At 35.3% G+C, this 25,856-nt stretch carries 25 protein-coding genes and 8 pseudogenes; 27 read left to right on the forward strand and 6 right to left on the reverse strand.

Annotation, left to right across the window (positions count from 1 at the left end):
• Positions 1-11: 11 nt before the first annotated feature.
• Complete coding sequence (locus EM4838_RS00005; RefSeq protein ID WP_071866161.1) at positions 12-191, forward strand: hypothetical protein; 180 nt, start codon at positions 12-14, stop codon at positions 189-191.
• A 426-nt stretch (positions 192-617) separates the two neighbouring features.
• Here EM4838_RS00005 and EM4838_RS00010 read toward each other — a convergent pair.
• Positions 618-995: pseudogene (locus EM4838_RS00010) on the reverse strand (PH domain-containing protein).
• A gap of 224 nt (positions 996-1,219) precedes the next feature.
• Between EM4838_RS00010 and EM4838_RS16730 the strand changes: the two are divergent.
• The 5 genes and pseudogenes from EM4838_RS16730 (at position 1,220) to EM4838_RS16990 (ending at position 2,672) form a co-directional block, all read left to right on the forward strand.
• Positions 1,220-1,438: a hypothetical protein gene (locus EM4838_RS16730; RefSeq protein WP_233433750.1), complete on the forward strand. Its 219-nt coding sequence runs from the start codon at positions 1,220-1,222 to the stop codon at positions 1,436-1,438.
• Positions 1,372-1,694 (forward strand): annotated as a pseudogene (locus EM4838_RS16975) (aldehyde dehydrogenase family protein). Before EM4838_RS16730 ends, EM4838_RS16975 begins: the two are co-directional and overlap by 67 nt.
• Before the next feature lie 88 nt (positions 1,695-1,782).
• Positions 1,783-2,103: an aldehyde dehydrogenase family protein gene (locus EM4838_RS16980; protein WP_250645097.1), complete on the forward strand. Its 321-nt coding sequence runs from the start codon at positions 1,783-1,785 to the stop codon at positions 2,101-2,103.
• A 163-nt stretch (positions 2,104-2,266) separates the two neighbouring features.
• A complete protein-coding gene (locus EM4838_RS16985) occupies positions 2,267-2,443 on the forward strand; it encodes an aldehyde dehydrogenase family protein (RefSeq protein WP_250645098.1) in 177 nt (58 codons plus the stop codon).
• Positions 2,433-2,672, forward strand: coding sequence for an aldehyde dehydrogenase family protein (locus EM4838_RS16990; protein WP_250645099.1), 240 nt, complete (start codon positions 2,433-2,435; stop codon positions 2,670-2,672). The genes EM4838_RS16985 and EM4838_RS16990 overlap by 11 nt, the downstream gene beginning before the upstream one ends.
• A gap of 35 nt (positions 2,673-2,707) precedes the next feature.
• Here the strand turns inward: EM4838_RS16990 and EM4838_RS00020 are convergent.
• A pseudogene (locus EM4838_RS00020) lies at positions 2,708-3,666 on the reverse strand (glycosyltransferase family 2 protein).
• Positions 3,667-3,804: 138 nt separating this feature from the next.
• A complete protein-coding gene (locus EM4838_RS00025; protein WP_019724280.1) occupies positions 3,805-4,155 on the reverse strand; it encodes a PepSY domain-containing protein in 351 nt (116 codons plus the stop codon).
• A gap of 200 nt (positions 4,156-4,355) precedes the next feature.
• On the opposite strand from EM4838_RS00025, the gene pepA reads away from it, so the two are divergent.
• The 4 genes and pseudogenes from pepA (at position 4,356) to ytpR (ending at position 7,207) form a co-directional block, all read left to right on the forward strand.
• Positions 4,356-5,435, forward strand: a complete 1,080-nt coding sequence (gene pepA / locus EM4838_RS00030) for a glutamyl aminopeptidase (RefSeq protein ID WP_019724279.1) — start codon at positions 4,356-4,358, stop codon at positions 5,433-5,435.
• Positions 5,436-5,558: 123 nt separating this feature from the next.
• Complete coding sequence (locus tag EM4838_RS00035) at positions 5,559-5,879, forward strand: thioredoxin family protein (protein WP_071866164.1); 321 nt, start codon at positions 5,559-5,561, stop codon at positions 5,877-5,879.
• Between the two features lie 21 nt (positions 5,880-5,900).
• Positions 5,901-6,355, forward strand: a pseudogene (locus EM4838_RS00040) (universal stress protein).
• A gap of 246 nt (positions 6,356-6,601) precedes the next feature.
• Positions 6,602-7,207, forward strand: coding sequence for a YtpR family tRNA-binding protein (gene ytpR / locus EM4838_RS00045; protein WP_071866223.1), 606 nt, complete (start codon positions 6,602-6,604; stop codon positions 7,205-7,207).
• Positions 7,208-7,253: 46 nt separating this feature from the next.
• Here ytpR and EM4838_RS00050 read toward each other — a convergent pair whose 3' ends face one another.
• A complete protein-coding gene (locus tag EM4838_RS00050) occupies positions 7,254-8,558 on the reverse strand; it encodes a S1C family serine protease (protein ID WP_066025889.1) in 1,305 nt (434 codons plus the stop codon).
• Between the two features lie 427 nt (positions 8,559-8,985).
• Here EM4838_RS00050 and rlmH point away from each other — a divergent pair, with 427 nt between their 5' ends.
• The 6 genes and pseudogenes from rlmH to EM4838_RS00080 form a co-directional block, all read left to right on the forward strand.
• The gene (gene rlmH / locus EM4838_RS00055) at positions 8,986-9,465 is read left to right on the forward strand and encodes a 23S rRNA (pseudouridine(1915)-N(3))-methyltransferase RlmH (protein ID WP_034689953.1); all 480 of its coding nucleotides are present in this window, start codon (positions 8,986-8,988) and stop codon (positions 9,463-9,465) included.
• 84 nt (positions 9,466-9,549) lie between these two features.
• Positions 9,550-10,046, forward strand: a pseudogene (locus EM4838_RS00060) (YehS family protein).
• Positions 10,047-10,145: 99 nt separating this feature from the next.
• Complete coding sequence (locus tag EM4838_RS00065; protein ID WP_010728617.1) at positions 10,146-10,781, forward strand: hypothetical protein; 636 nt, start codon at positions 10,146-10,148, stop codon at positions 10,779-10,781.
• 450 nt (positions 10,782-11,231) lie between these two features.
• A pseudogene (locus EM4838_RS00070) lies at positions 11,232-12,169 on the forward strand (2-dehydropantoate 2-reductase).
• A gap of 12 nt (positions 12,170-12,181) precedes the next feature.
• On the forward strand, positions 12,182-13,234 hold the full coding sequence (locus EM4838_RS00075; protein WP_002291912.1) for a PTS sugar transporter subunit IIC: 1,053 nt from the start codon (positions 12,182-12,184) through the stop codon (positions 13,232-13,234).
• A gap of 265 nt (positions 13,235-13,499) precedes the next feature.
• Positions 13,500-13,931 (forward strand): annotated as a pseudogene (locus EM4838_RS00080) (DUF998 domain-containing protein); the annotation flags it as partial.
• 51 nt (positions 13,932-13,982) lie between these two features.
• On the opposite strand, the pseudogene EM4838_RS00085 reads toward EM4838_RS00080, so the two are convergent.
• Positions 13,983-15,175: pseudogene (locus EM4838_RS00085) on the reverse strand (IS256-like element ISEfm2 family transposase).
• Positions 15,176-15,305: 130 nt separating this feature from the next.
• Here EM4838_RS00085 and EM4838_RS00090 point away from each other — a divergent pair.
• The 11 genes from EM4838_RS00090 to EM4838_RS00145 all read left to right on the forward strand — a co-directional run bounded on the left by EM4838_RS00090 (position 15,306) and on the right by EM4838_RS00145 (position 24,007).
• Positions 15,306-15,554, forward strand: coding sequence for a GlsB/YeaQ/YmgE family stress response membrane protein (locus tag EM4838_RS00090; RefSeq protein WP_071866166.1), 249 nt, complete (start codon positions 15,306-15,308; stop codon positions 15,552-15,554).
• Between the two features lie 198 nt (positions 15,555-15,752).
• On the forward strand, positions 15,753-16,157 hold the full coding sequence (locus tag EM4838_RS00095; protein WP_002292291.1) for an organic hydroperoxide resistance protein: 405 nt from the start codon (positions 15,753-15,755) through the stop codon (positions 16,155-16,157).
• A 132-nt stretch (positions 16,158-16,289) separates the two neighbouring features.
• The gene (locus EM4838_RS00100; RefSeq protein ID WP_002292292.1) at positions 16,290-17,333 is read left to right on the forward strand and encodes a YncE family protein; all 1,044 of its coding nucleotides are present in this window, start codon (positions 16,290-16,292) and stop codon (positions 17,331-17,333) included.
• Between the two features lie 14 nt (positions 17,334-17,347).
• Positions 17,348-17,911 (forward strand): restriction endonuclease subunit S, encoded by a 564-nt coding sequence (locus EM4838_RS00105; protein WP_070828486.1) that lies wholly within the window; start codon positions 17,348-17,350, stop codon positions 17,909-17,911.
• Between the two features lie 589 nt (positions 17,912-18,500).
• Positions 18,501-18,857: a hypothetical protein gene (locus EM4838_RS00110; RefSeq protein WP_071866167.1), complete on the forward strand. Its 357-nt coding sequence runs from the start codon at positions 18,501-18,503 to the stop codon at positions 18,855-18,857.
• On the forward strand, positions 18,848-20,134 hold the full coding sequence (locus EM4838_RS00115; RefSeq protein WP_071866168.1) for a hypothetical protein: 1,287 nt from the start codon (positions 18,848-18,850) through the stop codon (positions 20,132-20,134). The genes EM4838_RS00110 and EM4838_RS00115 overlap by 10 nt, the downstream gene beginning before the upstream one ends.
• Positions 20,124-20,849, forward strand: a complete 726-nt coding sequence (locus tag EM4838_RS00120; RefSeq protein WP_071866169.1) for a hypothetical protein — start codon at positions 20,124-20,126, stop codon at positions 20,847-20,849. The genes EM4838_RS00115 and EM4838_RS00120 overlap by 11 nt, the downstream gene beginning before the upstream one ends.
• A 9-nt stretch (positions 20,850-20,858) precedes the next feature.
• Positions 20,859-21,389, forward strand: coding sequence for a hypothetical protein (locus EM4838_RS00125; RefSeq protein WP_071866170.1), 531 nt, complete (start codon positions 20,859-20,861; stop codon positions 21,387-21,389).
• Between the two features lie 327 nt (positions 21,390-21,716).
• Positions 21,717-22,103, forward strand: a complete 387-nt coding sequence (locus EM4838_RS00135; protein ID WP_071866172.1) for a DUF4176 domain-containing protein — start codon at positions 21,717-21,719, stop codon at positions 22,101-22,103.
• Between the two features lie 207 nt (positions 22,104-22,310).
• Positions 22,311-22,979 (forward strand): hypothetical protein, encoded by a 669-nt coding sequence (locus EM4838_RS00140; RefSeq protein ID WP_233433751.1) that lies wholly within the window; start codon positions 22,311-22,313, stop codon positions 22,977-22,979.
• Between the two features lie 314 nt (positions 22,980-23,293).
• Positions 23,294-24,007, forward strand: a complete 714-nt coding sequence (locus EM4838_RS00145; protein ID WP_071866173.1) for a TIM44-like domain-containing protein — start codon at positions 23,294-23,296, stop codon at positions 24,005-24,007.
• A gap of 135 nt (positions 24,008-24,142) precedes the next feature.
• Here EM4838_RS00145 and EM4838_RS00150 read toward each other — a convergent pair whose 3' ends face one another.
• Positions 24,143-25,789, reverse strand: a complete 1,647-nt coding sequence (locus tag EM4838_RS00150) for a 6-pyruvoyl-tetrahydropterin synthase-related protein (RefSeq protein WP_071866174.1) — start codon at positions 25,787-25,789, stop codon at positions 24,143-24,145.
• Positions 25,790-25,856: the final 67 nt, after the last annotated feature.

Genomic DNA, 25,856 nt, shown 5'->3' on the forward strand with positions numbered 1-25,856 from the left:
GGGGAATTACGATGGAACACGAAACATTGGAAGGGCTTAGAGAAAGAAAACAGCGTAAATTAGCATCAGTTAAAGAGCAAGCATTAAATGAAGTCGACAGAAATAAAGAAGTAACGAAAGATAGTAAAGAAGTATTACACAGAGATGATTCTCAGGCTGTGGGGCAAAGCGAAAAAAATAAAGAGAGATAAATTTTCAAAAATCCAGAATATGAATAGAAGATACTTGAACGTCTCAGCATCCTGTTCGATTGATGCGACTTTCTAGATTTGTATGGTTACAGTGAATTTTAAAAACCAAGCTTTTTAAAAGAAAGGAGAGCATGATGAAAGAAAAAGATCTAGATAAGTTAAAGAGAAAAGAAGACAAGAAATCGAAGGTATCAAACAGCGCTCTTTTGCAGAAATCAGTAAAATCAAAGTGAATAATATAAAAAACTAAAAGTAGACAAAATGGAATTTAAAGAAAAAAGAGCGAATCATCAAAAAAATGAAGGACGTGTACTATAAAATTTTTATTTTATTAGGAAGAGTTTTACAGAAGACGTCAACACAAAAGCTTACACACCCAAAATTTGAAGTATTTTGGGTGGTAAGCTCTTTGTGTTGATCGTAAGTTTAAGATAAGACAGCTGTTGCTAGCGCCTGTTGTACGGCGATGATATTCTTATCTTTTCTGAATTGTAAAGACTCTGCGGGTAGTTCTGCGCTAGAAATCCAAATTTTCAATTCGGCATCTAAATCAAAATGCCCACTGTTTCAATCGAAAAACGTGAAATCGAGCGGTAAGGGATCGATTTATATTCACTTTTTTTACCGGTCATTCCTTGTTTATCGACGATAATCATCCGACGGTCGGTAAAAATAATCAAATCACGTACTAATTTGAACGCTAACTCTACCTGTTCCATTGGAATCAGGATTCTTGAACTTCTCTTGTGATATTCGTTGTATCTTTTGGGTAGCATTTCCCATCAAGCCATCAAATAGCCCCATAAAAACACTCCTTTAGTCGTAGGATAAAATCATTGTAGTACTCTATCTCATTTCTATCTCATTGTAACAAAGCTTTTGAATGAACGAGCAATTTATTCTTCAAAAGAATAAAAAAATTGAATTTGTAAGGCTGAGTGAGACAAAGTCACGTTAAACAGATGGTTTGAGGTTTGACTTTATTAATGTTACGGTTGTTATGTAATTAAGAATAGAGGAGGCAAACTATGGGGAAATATGATTTACCGCAAGTAGAAACTCATCTTTATATTAATGGCAAATGGCTTGAAGGCTCTGAAGGAACAGTTGATGTCGTCAATCCAGCAACTGGTGAAACGTTAGCAAGCGTTCAACAAGGGCGAAAAAGACAAAAGAAGCCATTGAAGCTGCCAACAAGGCATTCGAAGGTTGGTCAAGAACGGCACCAAGCGAACGAGCAAAATTAATGAATAAAATGGCTGATCTAGTAGAAGAAGACAGCGAACGTTTAGCAAAAATCATGACGATGGAGCAAGGGAAACCGCTGCTCAAGCGACGGCAGAAATCCAAACAAATGTCGAAAACCTTCGCTGGAATGCAGCGCAAGGCCAACGAATCATGGGAGAAATCATTCCTTCACCTGAAGGGAAACAATGGCAAGCACGTAAACAACCAGTAGGTGTCGTCGGCGCCATCACACCATGGAACTTCCATCCAACATGATCATTCGTAAAATCTCGCCGGCAATCGCCGCAGGCTGTACGGTTATCTTAAACCAGCAAAATCAACACCTCTATCAGCACTTGCGCTGATGGAACTATTCCACAAAGCTGGCTTTCCAGATGGCGTCGTAAATATCGTCATGGGGGACTCCTCAACTATTGGAAAGATTTTGTCTGAATCGGATGATATCCAAAAAATCACATTTACAGGTTCAACAGAAGTTGGACAAATTCTAAATGAACAAGCAGCACCTACCTTGAAAAAAGTTTCTATGGAGCTAGGTGGACATGCGCCATTTATTATTTTTCCAGATGCCGATGTAGAATTAGCAGTCGATACATTGATCAAAACGAAATTTATCAACAATGGACAAGTATGTACGTCACCCAAATCGAATTTTTATCCATAAAGAAATCAAAGAACAAGCAACAAAATTGATTGTGGAAAAAATCAGAGAAGTGACTGTTGGAAATGGCTTAGACGATCCAACTACGGGCCATTGATCAATGAAGAAGGCGTAAAAAAAGTTGAAGAACAACTAGAAGATGCAGTAGCTAAAGGAGCAGAAAATCTTGGCTGGTGGTCATCGTCTAACGGACGGAGAATATGCAAATGGCTTTTTCTTTGAACCGACAGTATTAGATGGCGTGAAAAAGGAAATGGATATTTTCTACAATGAAACATTTGGACCAGTGATCCCAATCATTACATTTGAAGACGAAGAACAAGTAATCAAAGATGCCCAATGATACGATTTTTGGTTTAGCATCATATTTCTTTGCGACGAATATCCATACGATCAACAATGTAAGCAATAAATTGCAATATGGCATGGTCGGTGTCAATGATACGACGATCTCAAATTCTGCGACACCATTTGGGGGAGTCAAACATTCAGGGTTTGGCCGTGAGAACGGAACTTTTGGGGTAGAGGAATATGTCGAAGTGAAGTTTGTGACGATTGCATCAGAGAAATAAATGATAAGATAAAAAGAGAGGATGATTGCATAAAATCATCTCTCTTCTTTTTTATTTTGGTGATACTCATGATAAACATGATAGAGGTTCAGTTCGTACTCTTTCTTTGCATTTGTAACGACCGTATCTAAAATCATACCAGTAACTAGTGAAAGTAAAGCTAGGATCATCAATCCTGTACTTAATATGGCTGAAGGGACTTTAGTAATAAAGCTCGTCAACATAAACTCCCGAATGACAGGAATCCCAGTGAACAGACCAGCTAAAAAGAAAATGACTGTCCAGATATTGAAAAATAGGATAGGTTTTATAATCTTTACACATTTTAATGATCATCATAATGACTTTGAAGCCATCAGAAAAGGTATTCAATTTTGATTCGCTACCTTCTGGGCGATCACGGTAATCAATAGGGAGCTCAACTAATTTGAATTTTTTATCTAAGGCATGAATGGTCAATTCCGTTTCGATTTGGAATCCCGCACTCATGATCGGAAAACTTTTGACAAAAATACGATTAAATCCTCGATAGCCAGTCATCACGTCTCTTATTTTTGTTTTATATAAACGAGTGATCGTATTTTTAACTAAATTATTGCCAAAATCATGGAAGGCGCGTTTATTTTCTTCAAAGTAAGTACCATTAGAAAGACGGTCGCCAATGACCATATCCGCTTCGCCAGAACGTAATTTTTCTAAAAGTCCATGTACGGCTTCGGCTGGATAAGTATCATCTCCGTCTACCATCAAGTAGTAGTCCGCATCAATATCAAAAAACATTTGACGAATGACATTTCCTTTACCTGACGAGGTTCTTTTTTACAATAGCACCCGCTGCAACTGCTAAGTCGTAGGTGTTGTCCGTTGAGTTATTGTCGTATACATAAATATCTGCTTCTGGTAATTCTCGTTTAAAGTCGGCAATGACTGTAGGAATCGTTGCTTCTTCATTATAACAAGGAATCAGGACAGCAATTTTTTCTGTGTGATTCATTTTTCACTCTCCTAAATAAATTGAAAAAGTTTAAACTAAGCATAACCTATCATGTACGTTTATACCAGTTTTTATGCAAAAAAAGAAGCTCTTATCCATAGGAAAGCCTATTTCTAAGAGAATCTTTTAAAAATGAAATCAAGCATCTGTTCCTTTTTTTCTAGAAATATCTAAAACAGTACCAGTATAGGCATCTGCTAAAAATTCATAATAGACGACTTCACCATCTTCTATGCGAGAAATCCCACCACGATAAGCTTTTGAATGAATTGCAAATTTACGTGTCGGTTCTTTCTCAAAAGAGATCCAGGAGCCTTCAATCGAGCCTTCATCTAAAAACGCTTCTTTGATGGTAGCTAAGACTTCATCAGCGGACATCGTTTTGTTGCGATTGTACCATAGTGCAGTTGCCACGCCACTTAATAATCCTAAACCAAGTCCGACAGCTAAACCACCTTTGAAATAGGCCTGTTCACTTTCTTCATACATGCTGCTTGCCCTCCTTTACACTTTCACAAGTTTCTTTGGCTTTATTTTACCACACTATCTGATTTTCTTTGAAATAAATAACCGTTTTGAAATAAAATACGGTATAATAATCACGATAGATTTGTCCAGATACTATTTTTTAAGACAAATCAAAGCTGAGATTGAAAGGAGACAAGTCTGAATTATAGACGATCATTATTATGGATGAAAAAACATTTCAACGTATTAAAGAATTAACAGAATTACAAGGAACAAGCGGTTTTGAACAAGACATCCGCGCGTACATGGAACAACACATGGAGCCACTAGTTGATGAATTACAATTAGATGGATTAGGTGGGATCTTTGGATTGCGCCATCACCAAGAAGCGGATGCCCCTCGTGTCATGGTGGCAGCACACATGGACGAAGTTGGTTTTATGTTGACACAAATCCAAGATAACGGATTGTTCAAAGTGGTTCCGCTAGGCGGTTGGAATCCTTATGTAGTATCGGCTCAACGCTTTACATTGAAGACATCAACAGGGAAAAATTACCCATGTATTTCTTCTTCTGTTCCACCACATTTATTACGTGGTACAAGCGGTCAAAAGTCAGTCGAAGTAACAGATATTTTATTTGATGCTGGTTTTGAATCAAAAGAAGAAGCAATGAGTTTTGGTGTCCTACCAGGAGATACGATCGTACCTTTTGCAGAAACGATCAAAACAGCAAACGGCAAAAATATCATCAGTAAATCATGGGACAACCGTTACGGTTGTACGATGGTCTTGGAAGCATTAGAAGCCCTAGAAAAAGAAACATTAGGTCATACGCTGATCGCCGGCGCCAATGTCCAAGAAGAAGTTGGTTTACGTGGATCAAAAGCTTCAGTGAACAAATTCAAACCTGATCTATTCTTTGCGGTAGACTGCTCTGCAGCAGATGATACAGTAACGAAAAAAGGCACATTTGGTCATCTAGGAGAAGGCACCTTGATGCGTATCCAAGATCCAGGATTGATCATGTTGCCGCGATTACGTGAATATTTATTAGATATTGCTGAAACAAACAATATTCCTTATCAATACTTTGTATCAAAAGGCGGTACCGACGCTGGTGCTGCTCATACACAAAATGAAGGAATCCCAAGTACCGTTATCGGTGTAGTTGGACGCTATATCCATACGCATCAAACGATGTTTAGTATCCGTGACTTTGAAGCAGCCAGAGAAATGTTGATCCAAACATTGAAGGGCTTAGATAAATCAACGGTGAATACGATCGTTTACGGAAAATAAGTAATCAACGAGTAAAGGCGATCCGCTTTTGCTCGTTTTTTATTTTTTAGATATAGTTTGGTCAGTTTTTTGTAAAGGTGTATAATTTAAGTAGAACATAGAATAAGAAAGAAGTGTGAACCTATGATTACTCCTAAAAGTCTTGAAGAAGTAGCCGGTTATGTTGAAAAAGGCAATCATATCTTTTTCTTTACTGCCGATTGGTGTGGCGATTGTCGCTTCATCAAACCACAAATGCCAGAAATCGAACGTCATTTTTCAGAGTGGACATTTGTCGAAATGGATCGAGATGCGTACATCGATTTAGCAGCAGAATGGAATATTTTCGGTATTCCAAGTTTCATTGTCATCAAAGATGGGAAAGAATTAGGTCGTCTGGTCAATAAAGATCGTAAAACAAAAGAAGAAATCGAACAATTTTTAACAAAAACGATTCAGCAGTGAGAAACGAGAGGAGTGGGAAAAATGGAACAAGCATATAAGAAAATATTAGTTGGAATTGACGGAAGCGAGCAAGCGTTTGCTGCATTCAAAAAAGCTGTCGAGGTGGCTCGTAGAAATGAAGGCACAGTGTACGTGACGAATGTGATCGACCAACAATTTTATCAATTTATGGGGTATACGCCTATTGACCAATCCTTGATCGATCAACAGACTGAATCAGCAAAACAATTGATTGAAGAATGTAAAAATTACGGAAAATCCGTTGACTACCAAAAATAGAAGGCATTGTGGCTTATGGTTCGGTCAGAGAATCTATGGCAGTAAAACTACCAAAGAAATATCAAATCGACTTGATCATGATCGGTCAATCAGGTTTGAATGCCGTTGAACGCTTTATGACTGGGAGTGTGGCAAGCTACGTGATTCGACAAGCTCCGTGTGATGTCCTAGTCGTTTCAGAACCAAGAGAAGCCTAGTTTTTGATTCAATAGGCAGATCCTTGAACAAAAAAGACGAGGAAACGAAAGATGGTGCATTTCGTTTCCTCGTCTTTTTTTGTGATCCGTGCTTTCTTTTTATTCCGGCAAGTTTTTCTAAGAGAATTTATCATGCAAGAACTTCCTTTTTTTGTTAAGATAATACAAGAGAGTTTGGTGCTGATCGATCTACTCAGTTGCCATAAATCAAAAACAACTTCAACAAATGATATTGGAGGAAACAAAATGATTTTTGCTTATAATCGCGCACATGTGGGCGACACATTAATGGTGATCATAGCCGACGATAAAGGCACGGAAAACACTGTTAGTCGTAAATGGAATGTTGCGCAAATCAAAGATGAATCTGGTCAAATCGTTGCATGGAACTTTTTCCATATCTCAGATCATCTAACAATTGAAGGCAATGGCCAAGTAACAATCTCAGAAGAACAACTAGCTGAATTGAACCGTTTGATCAAAGAAGCTGGCTTTGAAGAAACATTGGAAAAAGACAACCAACCGAAAATCGTTGTTGGTTACGTCAAAACTTGTGAACCTCATCCAGATTCTGATCATTTATCTGTAACTGAAACAGAAGTAGATGGTGGTGAAGTTTTACAAATCGTTTGTGGCGCACCGAATATTGAAGCAGGTCAAAAAGTAGTCGTTGCTAAACCTGGTGCAATGATGCCAGACGGTATGATGATTTGGCCTGGAGAATTAAGAGGGGTCAAAAGTGACGGAATGATTTGCTCTGCAAAGGAACTTCACGTACCTAACGCCCCAGAGAAAAAAGGCATCTTAGTTTTACCTGAAGATGCGATAGTTGGCGAAGCATTCAAAAACTAGCATGAATAAAAAAACGACTACCTCCATTGAGGTAGCCGTTTTTTTATTAATTATTTGAGCCATTGGAACTATTTGAATTTCCTTGATTTAATGCAGTATTATCAATTGTCAATTTGATATCTACAGTTTTTTCTTCTTCGCCACGGTAATAAGTGATCTTCACAGTGTCACCAACTTTTTTACCATAAAGCACAGACTGTAATTCAACACCAGATGAGACTTCTGTATCATCGATTTTTGTGATGACATCATATTGTTCTAAGCCAGCTTTTTCCGCAGGCGTTGCTGGTTGAACCGAACGAATGATCACGCCATTTGTTACAGAAGATGGTAATTTCAAGATCTGTTCCTGTTGTTGTGTAGAAACGGCGGAAAGATCGGTCATTGTGATACCCAGTGCAGGGCGTGTTACTTTTCCATCTTTTTCAAGTTGATTGATGATATTTACGACATCATTACTTGGAATCGCAAAGCCCATTCCTTCAACACTTACACTTGAAGAATCAGAAGTCGATGCAATTTTACTTGAATTGATACCAATAACTTGGCCTTCGATATTAACTAGTGGACCACCAGAGTTCCCTGGGTTGATCGCTGCATCTGTTTGGATCGCATTGATATTCACTGTCTCATTAGATTCATTTGTACTTGTCACTTGACGATTCAAGGAAGAAACAATTCCTGATGTCACCGAGTTTGCGTATTGAGAACCTAGAGGAGAACCAATCGCAATCGCAGGTTCGCCGACTTTCAATGAAGCAGAGTCGCCAAATGAAGCAACAGTATCGACTTTGTCAGCACTGATTTTTAAAACAGCTAAATCAGTATAAGCATCTGTACCGACTAATTCTGCTTTCACTTTTGTTCCATCTTTTAGTAAAACTTCTAGTCCTTGTTGTCCATCGACAACGTGATTATTCGTCACGATATAAGCGGAATCGCCCTCTTTTTTATAAATCACACCGCTACCTTCACTGTAAGCTTGCAATTCGCCATCTTCGCCACTACTTTCTTGTTGTTGGCCAAATAATGAACCAAACGGGTCAGATGATGAACTTTGTTTTTGTAGGTTGATAACAGAAACAACTGCTCCTTGCACTTTATCTACTGCAGAAGTGATATCTGAATCTACATTGACTTTTACATTTTCGACAACTGTTTCGCCTGATGCATTTTGTGTCCCACTGCTAGAAGAAGTCGTTACTGAGTTACCACCTCCAGTTGCTGCATAAAAAATACCGAAAGTCAGTAATCCGCCAATCACGCCACCAACTACGCCAAGACCTAGCTTTCGCCAAATGCCATTAGATTTTCTTTTTTTCATTTTTGGTGTCACATCTCTTCTGTCCATGTGATCTGCCTCCATTTATTATTTTCTTGATAAGTTAAGTATAGACTTATTTACTAAATTTAGTCTACTTCCAGACTGTGAACTTTTTATGAAAAACATTAGGAAAAATAATTGTTTTCAGATGAAAAAATAAAATACAAACTTATACACAGGAATTGTGGAAAAGTATTTGTAAAAAATGCGTATAAATGCCCATAAAAGTTATCAACAACTTGTGGAAAAAGTGGAAAAATCTGTGCGAAACATATGTTTGCTTAAGAAATACTTATGAAATAAGCAATAAAACAACGATAAGCTGTGGATAAACCTGTGGAAGATGTGTATAACTATGTGGGAAAACTTTTTTAAATCTCTTTGTCGAATAAGAATACTCTATTATAATAAGAAAGAAGAATTCGATATGAAAGACCGAGGGAAGGAAATTATTATGAATATAAAAATCATTTCAGTTGGAAAATTAAAAGAGAAATATTTGATCCAAGGAATCAATGAGTATGTCAAACGACTTAAAGCATATGGAAAAATCGAACTAATCGAAGTACCTGACGAAAAAGCACCAGAAAATCTTAGTGAAGCCCAAATGCGCCAAGTCAAAGAAAAAGAAGGCGAGCGTATACTCGCAAAAATCAAAGATCATGAATTTGTCTACGCTTTAGCGATCCAAGGCGAAAATCCTACCAGTGAAGCCTTTGCAAAGCAAATTGATCAATTAGGCATCCAAGGAAAAAGCCAGCTCGTCTTTGTCATCGGTGGCTCATTAGGATTAAGCGATGACGTCATGCAACGCAGCAATGCCCAAATCTCCTTCGGCAAAATGACCTACCCGCATCAACTGATGCGTCTAATCCTCGTTGAACAAATTTATCGCGCGTTTCGGATCAATACTGGGGCGCCTTATCATAAGTGATGCGGTTTTTATCATTGATCCTAAAAATCTTAGCAAGACAAAAAGTACGTAAGAAAGTAAAGACTAAATACTTCGGAGGAACAAATGAATAACAATGATAGGTTATTGCGATTGATTTGAAAGATACGGATTTGATTAAAGCTTTTGAGCTAGGCGGTGTACCACTGACTAAAGAAGAAGCTCAGGCGGTACTGACCAAAGTACAGGATAAGAACAAAGATAATGCAGAAAATAATGTGTATGAAAAAACCATCAACAACCAAGTTTTTGACGCATTCCTAAATGGCCTGATTCTCTTGGCGCGTGGTCCGCAAAAAGATAAGCCGATAGTAGACACGCCGCAAAAAAGCAAGGAAATCAAATATATCAACAATGTGTTGCTAAAAAAATTAAAAATCGCCTTGTCTATGACCACTGATGATATTTTAGACGTTTTTGCTGAGGCAGAAATCTATCCATCAAAAGGCGAAATCGGGGCATTTTTGAGAAAAGAAGGCCAACGAAATTTTAAGCATTGCGGAGATAAATATATGCGTAATTTTCTCAAGGGGTTAGGAATTTATAATCGGAGAAAAGTATAAAGAAATTTCATGAGAAATCAAAACAATGGTTGTTTTGATGAGAGCTAGTTTTTGTATGAGATTAAAATATTATCTTAATCGAGGAGCTGGATTGGTTTAATGAATGATGAAGATAAGATGCTTTTTGAAGAGATAGAGAATCGATGTAGGCTCAATTTTGAGCTTCGGGGAAAGATGTCTTTAATACAACAAAAAAAGTATTTAGCGAATAAATCAGAGTTTACTCTGGGACATGTTGAAAAATTAATCTCGGATTGGATTAGTAGTAGAAGCGAATTTACAAAAATAAAACAGCCGATTAAATTTGACATGAAAAAACTTTTGTTAAATAAGAGTGAGATAGGTAATAGAGATCAATATATTAGAGCTAAAGGGCAAGAAATAATTGATTCATTAGGTGAAATGAGGTCATACAATTATTTGTATGTAACACATAGAGCTGATGGAATGGTCATTACTGTGGGGAAATCTTCTTCTAATGATATTTTTTTAGATGGAGATCTTTTTTATCAACTCAATACAAATCACTTGTCTGGCACTGAAAATATAATTTTAAGGACGGAATATGGCAATGAAATATTTGCAAAATATGATGAGATTTTAAAAAATTATTTGGACTGGGCTTGGATAATTCCGGTTGAGTCAGGAGATGCTAAGAAACTGGAGAGATTATTGGGCGATGAACTAATTAATAAAAAAGTACCAATTTTAAATTATTATTCCCATAGACAATAAAAGGCTATTTTTCATGATAATACTAGTTATAACTGTAAAAATGGAAGAAAATCTGGGAAAGAAGTTTTTAAATAAGTGTATTGTTCGATTTTAATAAATAATAAGCAATACCATCCGTCTGTGTTGCGCAACATCGTACTACAATGAATATTTTTTCACAAAAAGAAAATCATCCATCGAATGAATGGAAGGTTTTAGTATACACGAGGTTAATGCCCCCTCTTTTATAATCAGAGGAGTGAGGTTTTTTCTATGAATGTTTCTATTTTCTTATTGCTAGTCTAGTTTCTCTTACGATGAAATTTGGATTCTATTCCAGTTTTTATTGATTTGCTGATAAAATAACTTGAATGGTGGATATAAACATGATAAATAAGAGAAGAATAACAAAACAAATTTGTGAAATGATTCTCAAATGAGTATAATAGAAAGAAAAAGGAGGAAGAATCAATGAAAATAGCAATTGCAGGCGCTGGCGCAATGGGAAGTCGCTTTGGGTTAATGCTTCACCAAAGTGGGAACGAAGTATTATTAATCGATGGCTGGGCAGAACATGTCCAACAAATCAAAGAACATGGATTACAAGCAAATTTTAATGGTAAAGAGGTAGAAGCAAAACTACCAATCGTTCTTCAATCCGAAGTAGAAAAAGAAGATCAAGTTGATCTGATTATTCTATTTACCAAAGCGATGCAGCTGGAAAAAATGCTGCAGGATATCCAATCATTAATCAAAAAAGATACAGAGGTCTTATGTCTATTAAATGGTATCGGGCATGAAGATATTATTGAGAAATTTGTACCAATGGAAAATATCTATATTGGAAATACCATGTGGACGGCAGGTCTTGAAGGTCCTGGTCAGGTCAAATTATTTGGAAGTGGTTCAGTAGAATTACAAAATTTAGGTGATGGAAAAGAAGCAGCTGCAAAAAATTAGCAGACAAATTGTCTGAATCAGGATTAAATGCTCATTTTTCTGACAATATTCACTATTCTATTTATCGCAAAGCATGTGTGAACGGAACAATGAACGGATTATGCACAATCTTAGACGTTAATATGGCTGAGCTAGGAAAAACATCGACTGCTCATAAAATGGTGGCGACGATTGTCAATGAGTTTGCCAAAGTAGCAGCAGTAGAGAAGATTGAACTAGATGTCCCAGAAGTCATTGCACATTGTGAATCTTGTTTTGACCCGGAAACAATTGGGTTACATTATCCTTCAATGTATCAAGACTTGATTAAGAACCATCGATTAACAGAAATCGATTATATCAATGGCGCAATTTCTAGAAAAGGGAAGAAATATGGTGTTGCGACGCCTTATTGTGATTTCTTGACTGAGCTTGTCCATGCAAAAGAAGATAGTTTGAACGTAAAATAAAGGAGAGATTGAATGGAAACTTCACAAAAAATATCACCGAAAATTTTTCTGAATAAAGTCCTCGCTGGTACAGCAACAGGAATCATTATTGGATTGATTCCTAATGCAGTATTAGGTGCCATTTTAAAATATTTTAGTGCGTATCCCTTTGCGGTAACGATCGCACAGTTAGCAGTTATTTTTCAATTAGCAACACCTTTGATCATTGGTGGTTTGATTGCCTTACAATTTGGATTTGATCCGATGAGAATGATGGTTGTAGCCGGAGCTTCTTTTGTTGGTTCTGGTGTAGTCAAATTCACACCTGATTTGGGTGAAACGGGTGTTTACGTTGGTGCTGGTACAGGCGATATTATTAATACGATGCTGACAGCATCGATTGCTGTCGGGCTGATTTTACTGATTGGAAATAGTTTTGGGTCAGTGTCGATTGTGTTAACACCGATTGTTGTAGGTGTAGGTGCAGGTTTACTTGGTTTTTATTTATTCCCTTTTGTAACAGCAATTACTTCTGCAATTGGATCATTGATTAATAACTTCACTACCTTACAACCGCTGTTAATGTCTATCTTGATTGGTTGTTCCTTTGCCTTTTTGATTATCTCTCCTATTTCAACAGTAGCAATCGGAATGGCAATCCAACTAGATGGTGTTTCTGCTGGTGCGGCTGCGATGGGCGTAGCTGCAACCACTTTTGTTTTAGTAGTGAACTCTTGGAAGGTTAATAAGTCAGGTGTGACAATTGCGATTGCTTTAGGCGCTATGAAGATGATGATGCCTAATCTATTTAGAAAACCTGTGATTCTTATTCCTTGTTTAGTTAGTGCAGTGATTACAGCTATTCCTGTCGCTCTATTTTCTATTTCAGGTACGCCTGCTTCTGCTGGTTTCGGCGTGGTCGGACTTGTTGGTCCGTTGGCTTCTTTAGATGCAGGGCTAAATGGCTTTCTTGTTGTTCTTTGTTGGTTAGTCATCCCTGTTTTTGCGGCACTAATTACTCAATTTTTATGCGAGAAAGTATTTAAACTGTATGATCGAGAAGAAGTCTTCAAATTTTTAGGCTAGTAGATTTTACTAAGAAATTTTCAATCAATGGATGCGTAAGTGAGATGTCAACAACATCTGACTTACGTTTTTTTGCCTTTTTGAGTAGGAGATTGATGCTGACAACTGAACTCTTCAGTGCCATTCGATTTTTTAAAATGTAGAAGAAACTCACCTTTATGTTATTGATTGTTCAAAAGGCAACTAGAATAAAAATATGTGTTAAAATGAGAAAAAATTTGATTGTTGGATGTATCGAATAATCACTAAAAAGTAGGGGAAGAAAATGATTTTTTTGCAAAAATATGGTTTTTATTTTTTATTATTAGGTGTGATTAGTGATTTATCGACACCGTATATCCTTGGCCTTTTTTATCCCAAACTGAATCAAATGACTACCGTAATTAGTGTGTTTGGTGACGTAGATAGTCCAGTCAGACGTGCTTTCTTGGTCTGGTCAGTTGTATCTGGACTTTTTTTTGTTCTTTCGTTGCCTGCGTTGTATCACCTATTTGTTGGAACATCAAAAACACTTGCAATACTTGCTGTTGCAACAGTTGGTTTATATGGGATAGGTGATTGTATTTTTACTGGGTTATTCAGTATCAATACGAATGAAAGCTCTTGGAATCTATCGACTTGGATCCATAATATAGGTTCTGGGCTAGGCTATGCAGGCTTTCTACTTTTCCCATTGTTACTTGTTCTGCTTTATCGGGGAGCGTCAATAATTTTGTGTAAATAACTCGTCCTTCTGCAAAATAATGGGTTACTCAGTAAACATTGAAGCTAATGTATCCGTCACTTGTTGGAAGCCTTTATGGCTTCTATTTAAGAATTTTTGATTGTATGTATCAAAGATGGATACTAGGAAACGCTCTAGTGATTCTTCATTTTGAAACTGCTCTTTTCTGCGGCTGTATTTCTTGATTTGTTTATTGAAAGATTCGATTAAATTAGTTGAGTAAATGCTTCGGCGGAAACTCATAAAAAGTCAATAAATCTTGATTTTTTATCAGTGACTGCGTCACTTTAGGATAAGTTTTCTGCCACTTCTCAATCATACTCCCTAAAAAGGTATTTGCCTCTTCCTTTGAGCTAGCTTGATAAACAGCCTTAAAATCATCACAGATTTCTTTTCGATCTTTGACACATACTTTGTGAGCAATATTACGGGAAACGTGAACACAGCAATGTTGGTATTTAGCTTTAGGATAAATCTGGTGAATCGTATCTTTCATGCCTTTTAAGCCATCGGTAATAAACAGTAAGACATCATGAACCCCTCTGGAGTAAATGTCCTGTAACAACTCATTCCAAACGTAGGTCGATTCAGTCGGAGCAATCGCATAACTTAGTACTTCTTTAGTGCCGTCTTCTCGTATACCAATGGCAATATAGATTGCTTCTTTGGAGACGGTTTGCCGTTTTAAAGGAATATAAGTAGCATCCATGAAAATAGCGACATACTTATCATTTAGAGTTCTAACTTTAAATGCATTTACTTCTTCAGTCAGCACTTTAGTCATGTTGGACATGGTTTGGGGCGTGTAGTGATGCCCATACATTTTCTCAATCAAGTCTGCGATTTCCGACATGGTAATACCTTTTCGGAAGAGGTGAATGACGGTCTCCTCTAAGGTATCATTCGTCCGTCTATAAGCAGGAACAGTCTGTTGCTTGAACTCGCCCGTTGCGGTCGCGCGGAATCTGGAGATGAAGTTCCCCGTACTCGGTCTTGACCGTACGGTCATAGGAGCCGTTACGAGAATTACCCGTGTTAAAACCAATGCGATCGTACTTTTCGTAATCGAAGAAAGCCGTTAACTCCGTTTTGAGAAGCGTATTGACAGCTTTTTCCAAATGGACACGGAATAATTCATTCAAATCGCCTTTGTTCGCTAGAGTCTTTAGAATTTCTGTAGTAAAATCGTTCTTATGGAAGTCCTCTTTTCTGTGAATGTGTTGTGGTAACTCTATTCTACAGAAGGGACTTCCTTTTTTCTATTTACACAAAATATTTTACACTCTCTTAAGAAGAAGCGTAACATAATATGTGTAATAAATATTTCACAGAAAGAAAGAGAAAATTATGCATTGGTTATGGGTATTAATCGTAGGAGCTATTATCGGTTTGATTGCCGGAGCAATTACAAATAAAGGTGGATCAATGGGATGGATAGCTAACATCGTTGCAGGTTTAGTTGGTTCAGCAATTGGACAAGCATTATTAGGTAGCTGGGGTCCTCAATTAGCAGGAATGGCTTTGATTCCTTCTATCATTGGTGCGATCATCGTTGTTGCTGTAGTATCATTTTGCTTGGGACGTTCAAGAGGTTAATCGTCAATATATCAGCAATTTTACCTATTATCTTAAGGAGCAGCTTTTCGCTGCTTCTTTTTTTGTATAGATAAACTGCTTCTATCACTGATCATCGATGTTGTCTAACTGATGTCGCCGAATGCAAGCATTACCTTTGTCAGATTAAAAAATACTCGTTACACTTAATATAGAACGACGAAAGAAAGGATGATCTCAATGAAAAAAATGTACGAAACAGCAATGATCAATCGTGGAGGCCGTGATGGCGAGGTTGAGGCACCAAACGGAAGTATGCACATGAAGATCGACCGCCCAGGAATCCATAGTGAAGGGACAAATCCGGAACAACTTTTTGCGGCTGGATACGCATCTTGCTTCAACGGCGCGGTTCAACACATGCTGGAAGAAAATAATCTTGAGTCTGATTCTGAAGTCAAAGCACGGGTATCTTTATTTCAATTAGAAGATGGGGGCTACCAAATCGGGGTTGTTTTAGAAGTTTCTTTGCCAGGACTTGAGAAGGACCAAGCAGAGAAAATCGCAGAAGAAGCCCACGCATTTTGCCCATACTCTAAAGCAACAAGAGGCAATATTGATGTGGAAGTGACTATAGTAGAATAAGGGATTCTTAATGTTACTATAAATGAGATTATGAAAGATCCTATAAAGAAACGCTAGTAAAAGAAACATGTAGTTACGGTAATTAATTGCGGTATATGTACGATTGATCGAATAGAACAAGGAGGCAAAAAAATGACACAGCGGGTAGCAATAATGATTTTAGTGTTGCTGGTCATTGGCCTCCTTGTTTACTATGTCCTAAAGTTTAAGCATTGGAAGCAGCAACGGATACATCAGGATATTGAAAAAAAGTTAAAACGGTATCCTATTGTTCAAGCAGCTTGGGAAAAGGCTGAAGCAAAACAATATAACATTCCTGGATTAACAGAAACAAGAATGGTGGTGCCGGAAACCGGCGAAAATGAGGTTTGTCAATGGATGACGCCGCAAGGGTTGGCTTTTTCTCAAGATTTTGTGTTTATTTCTGCCTACTGCTATGACCATCAGCATCATTCTATTATTCATGTACTGGATAGAGAAACAGGACAGCCGATCAAACTGCTGATTTTACCTAAACGGCCACATGTAGGGGGCTTAGTATATGATACAAAACGGGAACTTTTATGGTTGACAATCACAGGATCTGCTACTGGACGAGTAGCCGCTTTACGTTTGATCGATATCTTAGCAGATACATCTGAAGAGACGGGACAGCCAATCGCTTATTGGCTGACAACTGATCTCTCAGAGATTCCACAAGCATCGTATTTGACTCAAAACAATGATCAACTGGTATCTGGCAACTTCACACTAAAAGGTGAAGGACAGTTGACTTTCTATCTATTGCCGACGATAGCTGAAATGAAAACAGCAATTCGCCGCAAAGACAAAATCCAACCAACCGTGACAATGAGCAGAAAAACATCTGATAAGATTCAAGGTGTGGCTTTTTATGGCCATTATCTCTTAGCCAGTCGTTCTTATGGTCCTTATACCTCGGAACTCTTAGTGTCCGAGCGGGACTCTCCTAGCCGGATCCTAAAACGAATCAAATTTCCACCGTATTTGGAACAAATCGTTGTTGTAGAAGATCGTCTAGCAGTATTGTTTGAAAGTGGCGCCGCAGCGTATCGCGAGAAAGCCAATCCTGTGTTAGCCAATGTTTTATTACTAGACTTAGCAACGTTGCTTCATGCAAATAAGCGTCCCAAAAAGATTGCTGCAACTAAAAAATAGTCGGACAACTCAAGATGATCACTGTTGTTCATAAAGAACGACAAGAAAAATCATCTAGCGATGTTCAACTATGGGTTTATTTAGGAAGTATTTCTACTAAGATTCAATATGGCTATACAGATTCGGCGAAAAAACAAGGCAATGTTAAGTTTTTAAGAATCACAGATATACAAGAGGGACGTGTAAATTGGTCCAGTGTGCCTTACTGTGATATTAGTAATTCTAAACTAGTTGATTTAAGATTGGAAGAAAATGACATTTTGATAGCAAGGACAGGAGGAACTATGGGAAAAAGTTTCTTGGTTAAGGAAATAAGTGAGGAATCTGTTTTTGCTTCTTACTTGATTCGAATTAGGTTAGTTGAGAAATTATTATCAGAATACGTAGACTGCTTCTTAGACTCGCCATTATATTGGAAGTTATTAGAAAAAATTTCTTACGGAACTGGGCAACCAAATGTAAATGGTACAAATTTATCTAAACTACTTATACCATTACCACCTTTAGAAGAACAACAACGCATGACTACTAAAATAGAAATGATAAGAAGATCTATTCGTAGAATCAATTTTGAGTAAATATAACGGACCTAGCATCCATTTTATACCAGATGATGCTAGGTCTATTATTTATATTTTATGGAATTTAATTGATTTGTTCTAGTGTTTTAATATTATTACGACAGTAAAAAAATAGTTTGATTCTTCTAACATGAATGACCATCTAGAAGTGGAAATGTATAAAAGATTTATTTTATGAAGTTTTCCTAATATCATTCACTCATGATAGGCAGCTCCGTATCATAAATGAAATAATGATCGATATCACGAATGACTGTCAATAAATGACGGTCTTTTTTTAATGTTATTTTAACGATTATGAAACCAAAACGACGTTTTATGATATGTTCTATTTTTCAATTGATTATTATATTAAAATGGAAATATATCGAAGGTGTAAAGTTAATTTTATCAGTTATTTTATTTGATCAAAGAGCTCATTTTTTTATGAAATAATAAAAATCGTTTTAATCGTTTTAAATATGAAAATAATTCAGAAAAAATTCGTATTTAGTTTAAGAAGGACAGTATCTAAAGAGCAAAGCTATCGTTTAGGAAAAAGAATGTTGCAAGAAATCAACCATCAAATATCTAAGAAGGTGAATGAATGTCAATAGACAATGAAATGATCTATGAGAATCAAAAAGAAATTTGGAAAGTGGAACAGCAACAAGACGAATTAGCAAATGGGAAACGTAGGTTAGAAAACCAGCTCCTTCAATTAGAAAAAGAACTTCAAAGAGGTTTTCGCCAATTATCTGAATTGAATCATGAAGATATCCAACAAGGTATGACCAATGCAATTTGGATGCAGAAGGAGTATGAAGCAAAGCAACAAACATTTCAACAACAATTTCATCAGGCACATGAAGAACTTGATTTTTCGTACAGGAAAACTTTACAAGGATTAGAAGTAGAAAGAGAAGAGTTGTTTGCAGAAAGGAGAACATTTGAGTGGGATTAGTTTATGTGAGTGGGGAATCATCAGAATTTATGTCAGCGTTAAAGAAGAACTTAGCCAGTAGTAAAGAAACGATCAATCAACTAAAGAGAGGAAGTCAAAAAGTCGTGTCAGCTGTTAACGGAAACGAATTATCTGGTGCAGCATATACAGCAGGAAAAGGATTATTTAGTGAATTGATCATTCCGACAATTACACGAACAACGAATGCGATTGAAAAAATTGAACAGGAGCTACAAAGGTATAAAGTCGCGGATCAGATTGTAGCAATGGAAGGATACTTGGATGAGAACAAACTGAACCAGCAACTGGCGACGACGCGAGTTATGAAAGCATCAGTAGACACGACTTCTGCTTTTGTTCAGTCCCAAGCACAAAGTAATCCGTTCGTCGGCATTCTCGAAACATTGCTAAATGTCCAACGAGATCTAAATCGTATGTCAGAGAGCTTTCAACAAGATATTGATCAATTACAAAATAAGCTAAAAAAATTACATAATTTCAATTCTCAAACTAGTGGATTATTCAGTCATAGTTTGGATGAATTGAAACTGGCAATGCAGGGTGTATTAGTGTTAAAGAATACGAGAGTGCGGACAGATGGTTCATATTTGTTACCCGAGGGGATAAATAAAAAGTGGTTTACTTCTGATCAAATGGATATAGAAAATTATGATGAAGTTATTTCAGTACTTCAAACAACAGGGGGGACTCTGGCTAGTGAGAAAACAGAGAAACTATTTATACAAAAAGGAATACAGCATGGTCAAGATGCTTCCGACTATATCTGGAAAAACCGATATTCGTTAGAATTACCAGACGGAAAGATTTTGGGAGAAGTTCCTGGAGCCACTCTAGCTGCAAGAGAATCGGCTGAGAATGCAATAAAAGGGGTATTTAAATATGGAGGTAAGGTAATAACAGAAGGAGCAGGATTATTAATTGGTGTAGGGATAGATATAGTTTCAGGTGATAGTGCTGAAGAGGCTTGGGGAAAAGGAATAATTACAGGATTAGCTAGTGCAGGAGTAGTAAGTGGTATAAAGCTTAGTACTGGAGCATTAGCTGCAGTTGGACTAATTTCTGCTCCTGTAAATATTGGTATAGTAGGTTCTATAGCTGTAGGTATAGGTGTAGGTATTGCGAATGATATTTTAAGAGAAAAATTTAAATTTGTTAGAGATTTTGAAGATAGTGTGGGACAAGCAGTAGTATCTGGATGGGGTGATTTCACTGAAGGGGTGAGTGGTTTTATTGGAGGCCTATTAGATGGAATATAGCCGTAAAATTATTGGTGGGAAAATATATAATATTGCATTTCAAAAAAATAAAATTATTCGCGGATGGTTGTTATTAGTAACAGAAAACAATGAAGAATTTGTTGTTCGACAGAATTCAAATTTGTTAAGGTTGGGCAACTATCATCTGAAGAGAGAAATATATAAATCTAATACTTCTTTAATGAGTTTTTCTGTAGACTGTAAAGAGATAGAGAAAGATTATAAGAAAAAATCGAACAGTAATTACATAGGTAGTGCGGTTGCTTTAGTATTATATCCAATAATAAGAAAAATAGTTCCAGTTGAATGGTTATGGGATAATTCTGATCAATCTTTTAATTTTTCTATAGGTATAAAAAATCTATTGTTTTTTTGGCTAACTATAATAGTTTGCTTGTACTTTTGTTCTTTCTTTAGAAAAAGAAATTTTCTTTTTAAAATGATGAATAATGATTTTGATGTAAGTTTTTTAGGAAAGATAAATCTGATTAATAATTCTAAATATACAAAAAAAGTATGGACAATAAATAATCTAGTTGGTCTAGCTTTGATTATTTGTTTTACAATCATTTTTTTGTTTATAATACCTTTTTTAGTACAAGCAAGATTGCTAAGTTTGTTGAGTTTTTATATAGTTAAAATTTTTTTGTTCAATGGTAAAGTTTGGTTCGTTAATAATGATGTGAAATATATAATGTTAGAAAGTGTATCTTGAGTAAATGATATGGAAATAGAAGATGGTGAGATTAGAAATTTATGCTTTGATAAAAAAAGAGTAATTCCAGGTTGGTGTCTATTGATTTCAGATAATAATGAAGAATATTTAATAAGACAAAACAATTTCATGGTAGGTTTAAAGCAATATAGAGTTAATAGAAAGATCTATCAAGCCAGTATTTCTTTGAGTGAATCCAGTATTTCTGGTTTAGAAATGGAGAAGGAAATCAAGAAAAAATCAGAAAAAAGTTATTTAGGAGTAGCCATTGGACTTCCTTTAAGTAACTTAGTGAGGGACTTTATTCCACAGAATTGGCTTTGGGGCAAAAGTAATTTGCCAATAGATATGTTGGAAGGAATCATCAATTTATTATTCTTCTGGTTAACATTAGTCGTTTGTCTTTCTGTTGTCTCTTATTGGAGAAAAAATAGATTAAAAATGGAATTAGAAAAAAGAGGTAGTTCTTTAAAGCTTATAGGTAAGGGATATGCAATTACTCCATTGATCATTACACAAAAAAATTTAAAGTGGTGGTGAGAAGAATGAAGATGATTCATTGCGTAAAGGTATTAATAGTAGGGATAGGATTGCTTATATTTTATGGCATATTTACGCTAGTGCTTCCTTTTTTGATACAAGAAAGATTATTATTTTTTCTTACAGTGTTTATTCTTGTGAGTACTATATATAATGGCAAAATATATTCAACAAAAAAAGTGAAATATAAAATAATATTTGATAAAGATGATCGGTAAATATGTATATCCTTTTTTTGTATTAAATTTCTTATGGAATAGAAGTCGGAAATACAGAGATTGAGCCTACTAATAGCAACAGCTATAATAACTAGAATGGAGAATACATATGGAACAAACTAACTTATTGCCTTTGGGTAGTGTTGTGTACATGAAAGAAGGAATTATGCCATTACTAATTGTTGCGCGACAACCGATTTTGAAGATGCAAGAGGAAATTTATTACTTAGATTATGCTGCAGTAAATCAACTAACTGGTTTAAATAATATTGAAGAAATAGCGTATTTTAATAACGAGGACATTCGAGAAATTTTATATCAAGGATATATAAGTGAAAATGAAAAAACAGTTTTAACAGCCTTAGAAGAATGGAAGCAAAATAATTTGGATATCCCTAAAGGTAAAGTTATTGATCTAAAACATACTTCTAAGAAAAAAGAATACGGGGATTTAGGAAAAAAATCTTTATTGGAAGGAGAAACATTTGGTTTTTAATTTTATATTGAGTTAATGAGAATGCTAGCAAGGATTATTAAGCCCATCAAATACAATTTAAAGATGAGGAGGAAGATCGTTTTGGTTGGTTTTTTATGAAAAAATCACAGAAATAAAATACTATAGAACTGTTTTGAAACTAATTAAGTAATAGCTTATAGTGCTAAATTTTCCAGAATCAACTGAGAAACTTGAAGGAGGCTTTAGATGATAGGAAACAACTGTGCCCAAGAGATTAAAAGAATTAATGGCAGATATTATTTACTGGAATTAAATGATGGATTGTACATTGTTGATTATTTTAAGTTAATGAGGCTGAGAAACTTTTTTCCGTTTAGTACCTTTTACGACAACGCTCCGAAAAAAAGTTGGACTGCATATAAAGTAACTGGATCAGCAGAAATTTTTGAAGGTAAAAAAATACCTGAAATACAATTTTATGTTCCTGAATCTTATGGAATTTTCGGAGTTTTTGTAATTAGTCCTTTTCTTATATTTTTGGGCTATCTTGAATCAATATATTTAGCTCTATTGATTGGTAGTGTTCTTAGTACATATGGAATAATATCGACCTGTCGACTATTACATAACAATAAGAAAGTGAAAGAAATCGTTAAAGATACGACAATTGTACAGTTAGTACTTGTTGAAAATAAAAGGTCAAAAATTTATGTATTTCTGAGTAATTTTTTATCATGTGTATATGGTATGTTTATAGGTTACCTATTTATATCGGCAATTTTATCAGGTGACTTTTGGAAAGTTATTTTTGTTTCATTAGTATCACCTACAATTTCATTAATATTTGGAAAAATCATATCAAATTTTAGAGAAGTTCCAGATGCATCTTCTAAATATCAAATTGAAAAAAGATGAAAATTACATAAAAGATTATCAATTGAAATGATTGTATATTTTGAACCCATTATTCTAATCGATTATGAGGATAAACAAAAGATGAATGTGTGAAAAGAAATAATATGACTACCAAAATTTAAGTTTCTGTTGAATGTGTATGTATTTTTTAGTCCACCTCTAAGCATTTAGGAGCATAGGTGCTGTATCTTTGAGAATCTATCAAGAAATCCTACCAAATAAAGAAAATTAGGAAATCATTCATTGTTCCATAGGAATCTTGTAATAATTATTTGATAAGGTATCATCGTGGGGGATTGAGAAAGAGGGTTCAGATGAAGAAAACTTATCAAGTGATTTGTCTATTGATCATGGCTTTTTTGTTTTTTACGCCCGTTCAAACTTTTGCCGTAGCAGGTGGGCATGGTGGTGGTTCAACCGGTGGGGGCTCTGGTGGCGGTTCGATAGGGGGAGGTTCCAATTCCTATTATCGGAGGAGTCGGACGACTAATAGTAACAGTACATCAGAAGATTTTCTCTTTGTTGGCTTATCATTAGGAAGTATATTTGTTTTTTCTTTATTTAAAAAAAAGAAAACGCACAATATGGATATCAATGATTTGTTATCAAGAATGCCTGGAACAAAGCGTGAAAAGAAAAAATTGCTTTCTGAGATCAACAGAATCTTTTATGCAATACAAAAATCTTGGGAAGAAGAGGCTCCTGAAAAAGCAAAAAATTGTTATACTTCAAGATTATTTGAAGAACATCAGCAAGTGTTACAAAAAAATAAAGATGACGGTGTAAGAAATCATACAACGAAAATAGCCATTCAAGAATTGGCTAACTACCGACAAATCAATGATACTAGTTTCTCTATTCGAATCGATTTTAGTTGTTTCGATTACTTAGTCGATCGAAAGAACCAGCAGTTGATTTCAGGAGATAAGCGGGAAAGGCTTTATTTTTCGCAAGTATGGTATTTCAACTACTCTGAAAAAGACAAAATTTGGCAAGCAGATTTTATTCAACCGATATTTTTAGATTGATAGCGTGTCTTTAGAGGATAAATGATCAACCATATAAAATAAGATGACAAAAAAGAGGATTGAAGAATCAATAAGATGCTTCAGTCCTCTTTTTATAGTTATTGAAATAGATGATTCTCTATCATGATTAAATAACTAAAAAATGTCATTCGTGATATGAGTATAATGGGATCCTAACTTAGTCTTATAGGAATTATATAAGAGAAAAATCAGGAAAATCATCAATGAAATTAGAGAGAGATATCTTGCGAAAATAGCGAGATTTGTATAGGTATAAGTAATCACAATTGTGTTTTTACCGGGTGGGATGACTAACTCAGTTGTACCTATTGAAGATAAAGAAGTTTCAACTGGAGTGTTATTCACTGTTGCGATTTGTCCATCATAATGGTAAAGAGATGTTGTGAAAACTGATTTTTCATTATTTTTATTATCAACTTTAATTGTATATTTACTATTAGTAAAAGAAGTCTCGGGTTTTATTTCCTCATTATTAAGGAAGTATTTATGATTGTTAATCACATCTGGATATTTTATTGATTCTTTATTTGCATAATCAGTATGCTGGTAGTTCTCGGCAGCAGAAATAGCATTTTCAGGTTCGATGCGAGTTAATGAGTCATTATTCGCTACTAGATTAATTATCCCAGAAAAATGAAGGGTAATCCCAATTAGAGTAACACTGATGATTTTTATCATATTTTTTTTATTATATAAATTATAATAGATTAAGATACTTATTGTATAAGCTAAAAACAATGAAGTGAAGCCATTCAATCGCCAAATAAATTGTAGGCTCTTTATAGGGGTACTGTTCAGTAATTTTAAGGGAAATAAACTAGTACAACAAAAAAGTGTAAATATACCAAGCGCGAAAATGAATTTATCAGTAACTTGCAATTTTTTTACAAAAGTAAAAGTTACTAATAATCCAATAAAAATAAAGAATCCGATTGTATAATTTCTATAGTTATTATTTAAAATATGAGAGAGCATATCACTAGGAGCCATCCCGATTAATTCTCTTCCTTGAGGTACTTTGAGTTCTTGTGCGCTAGATTGCTGAATAAATGGAATTAAAAAAGCCGCACTTAATAAAAAGGTCACTGTAGTTGCTTTTAACAAGCTTAATAATCTAGACATTTTATTATTCCAAAAATAAAAAGATAAAATTATGGTGATAGCTATAAAGCCTGTAACCATTGCTACCGATAGTAAATGTGTATAGACTACTAAAGTCATACCAATAGTAAGCCAATACCACTTGCTATAATCGCCCACATATATTTCATAACAACCAACCAATATTAGAGGTAAAAAGGTTAAAGCAACTGCTTCTCCTAGTGAGGCTCTAAAAAAGATATCAATTGCGCGATAGCCTGCAAATGTGTATATGATAGAAAATAGTAGAGCGATGTATCTGTTTCTTTTTAATTTATTCATTGAGAAGTAAGCTATTAACATTGTTAAAAATGTTATGAAAAAATAGTATAAATTATAACTCAATACAAGATTACCTGTAATTTTAAAGAAAAAACTAGCCGGGTAAAAAGTTAACCAAGGGTAGAAAACGTTTATCATAGTACCATGATGGGCAAAATTATTAAAATTGACTGGAGAATCCCATACATTATCTAAACCTACAAGGCGTGACAAATGAAAATATGTGTCTTGAGACGAGTTATGTAAGATTCCATGTGTCAAAAATAAAGGTAGTACATACATCATACTTAAGCAAAGCATAAACATGATATCTATTAATTGATATTTATTCTTTTTCATCTTTTTCTCCTTTTTTTTCATCTATTACTAAAAACATTTAATAATATTATAACATATATTGGTTATT

The sequence above is a fragment of the Enterococcus mundtii genome (genome assembly GCF_002813755.1).
Classification (GTDB): Bacteria; Bacillota; Bacilli; order Lactobacillales; family Enterococcaceae; genus Enterococcus_B; species Enterococcus_B mundtii.

What these genes read in the sequence shown, in the direction of transcription:
- EM4838_RS16980 (WP_250645097.1), top strand. Translation starts at nt 1,783, where the DNA reads ATGGAACTATTCCACAAAGCTGGCTTTCCAGATGGCGTCGTAAATATC.
- EM4838_RS00135 (WP_071866172.1), top strand. Translation starts at nt 21,717, where the DNA reads ATGGAACAAACTAACTTATTGCCTTTGGGTAGTGTTGTGTACATGAAA.
- EM4838_RS00075 (WP_002291912.1), top strand. Translation starts at nt 12,182, where the DNA reads ATGGAAACTTCACAAAAAATATCACCGAAAATTTTTCTGAATAAAGTC.
- EM4838_RS00095 (WP_002292291.1), top strand. Translation starts at nt 15,753, where the DNA reads ATGAAAAAAATGTACGAAACAGCAATGATCAATCGTGGAGGCCGTGAT.
- EM4838_RS00110 (WP_071866167.1), top strand. Translation starts at nt 18,501, where the DNA reads ATGTCAATAGACAATGAAATGATCTATGAGAATCAAAAAGAAATTTGG.
- ytpR (WP_071866223.1), top strand. Translation starts at nt 6,602, where the DNA reads ATGATTTTTGCTTATAATCGCGCACATGTGGGCGACACATTAATGGTG.
- EM4838_RS00025 (WP_019724280.1), bottom strand. Translation starts at nt 4,155, where the DNA reads ATGTATGAAGAAAGTGAACAGGCCTATTTCAAAGGTGGTTTAGCTGTC.
- EM4838_RS00090 (WP_071866166.1), top strand. Translation starts at nt 15,306, where the DNA reads ATGCATTGGTTATGGGTATTAATCGTAGGAGCTATTATCGGTTTGATT.
- rlmH (WP_034689953.1), top strand. Translation starts at nt 8,986, where the DNA reads ATGAATATAAAAATCATTTCAGTTGGAAAATTAAAAGAGAAATATTTG.
- EM4838_RS00100 (WP_002292292.1), top strand. Translation starts at nt 16,290, where the DNA reads ATGACACAGCGGGTAGCAATAATGATTTTAGTGTTGCTGGTCATTGGC.
- EM4838_RS00035 (WP_071866164.1), top strand. Translation starts at nt 5,559, where the DNA reads ATGATTACTCCTAAAAGTCTTGAAGAAGTAGCCGGTTATGTTGAAAAA.
- pepA (WP_019724279.1), top strand. Translation starts at nt 4,356, where the DNA reads ATGGATGAAAAAACATTTCAACGTATTAAAGAATTAACAGAATTACAA.
- EM4838_RS00120 (WP_071866169.1), top strand. Translation starts at nt 20,124, where the DNA reads ATGGAATATAGCCGTAAAATTATTGGTGGGAAAATATATAATATTGCA.
- EM4838_RS00065 (WP_010728617.1), top strand. Translation starts at nt 10,146, where the DNA reads ATGAATGATGAAGATAAGATGCTTTTTGAAGAGATAGAGAATCGATGT.
- EM4838_RS00050 (WP_066025889.1), bottom strand. Translation starts at nt 8,558, where the DNA reads ATGGACAGAAGAGATGTGACACCAAAAATGAAAAAAAGAAAATCTAAT.
- EM4838_RS00125 (WP_071866170.1), top strand. Translation starts at nt 20,859, where the DNA reads ATGGAAATAGAAGATGGTGAGATTAGAAATTTATGCTTTGATAAAAAA.
- EM4838_RS00150 (WP_071866174.1), bottom strand. Translation starts at nt 25,789, where the DNA reads ATGAAAAAGAATAAATATCAATTAATAGATATCATGTTTATGCTTTGC.
- EM4838_RS00105 (WP_070828486.1), top strand. Translation starts at nt 17,348, where the DNA reads ATGATCACTGTTGTTCATAAAGAACGACAAGAAAAATCATCTAGCGAT.
- EM4838_RS00005 (WP_071866161.1), top strand. Translation starts at nt 12, where the DNA reads ATGGAACACGAAACATTGGAAGGGCTTAGAGAAAGAAAACAGCGTAAA.
- EM4838_RS16990 (WP_250645099.1), top strand. Translation starts at nt 2,433, where the DNA reads ATGCCCAATGATACGATTTTTGGTTTAGCATCATATTTCTTTGCGACG.
- EM4838_RS00140 (WP_233433751.1), top strand. Translation starts at nt 22,311, where the DNA reads ATGATAGGAAACAACTGTGCCCAAGAGATTAAAAGAATTAATGGCAGA.
- EM4838_RS00145 (WP_071866173.1), top strand. Translation starts at nt 23,294, where the DNA reads ATGAAGAAAACTTATCAAGTGATTTGTCTATTGATCATGGCTTTTTTG.
- EM4838_RS16730 (WP_233433750.1), top strand. Translation starts at nt 1,220, where the DNA reads ATGGGGAAATATGATTTACCGCAAGTAGAAACTCATCTTTATATTAAT.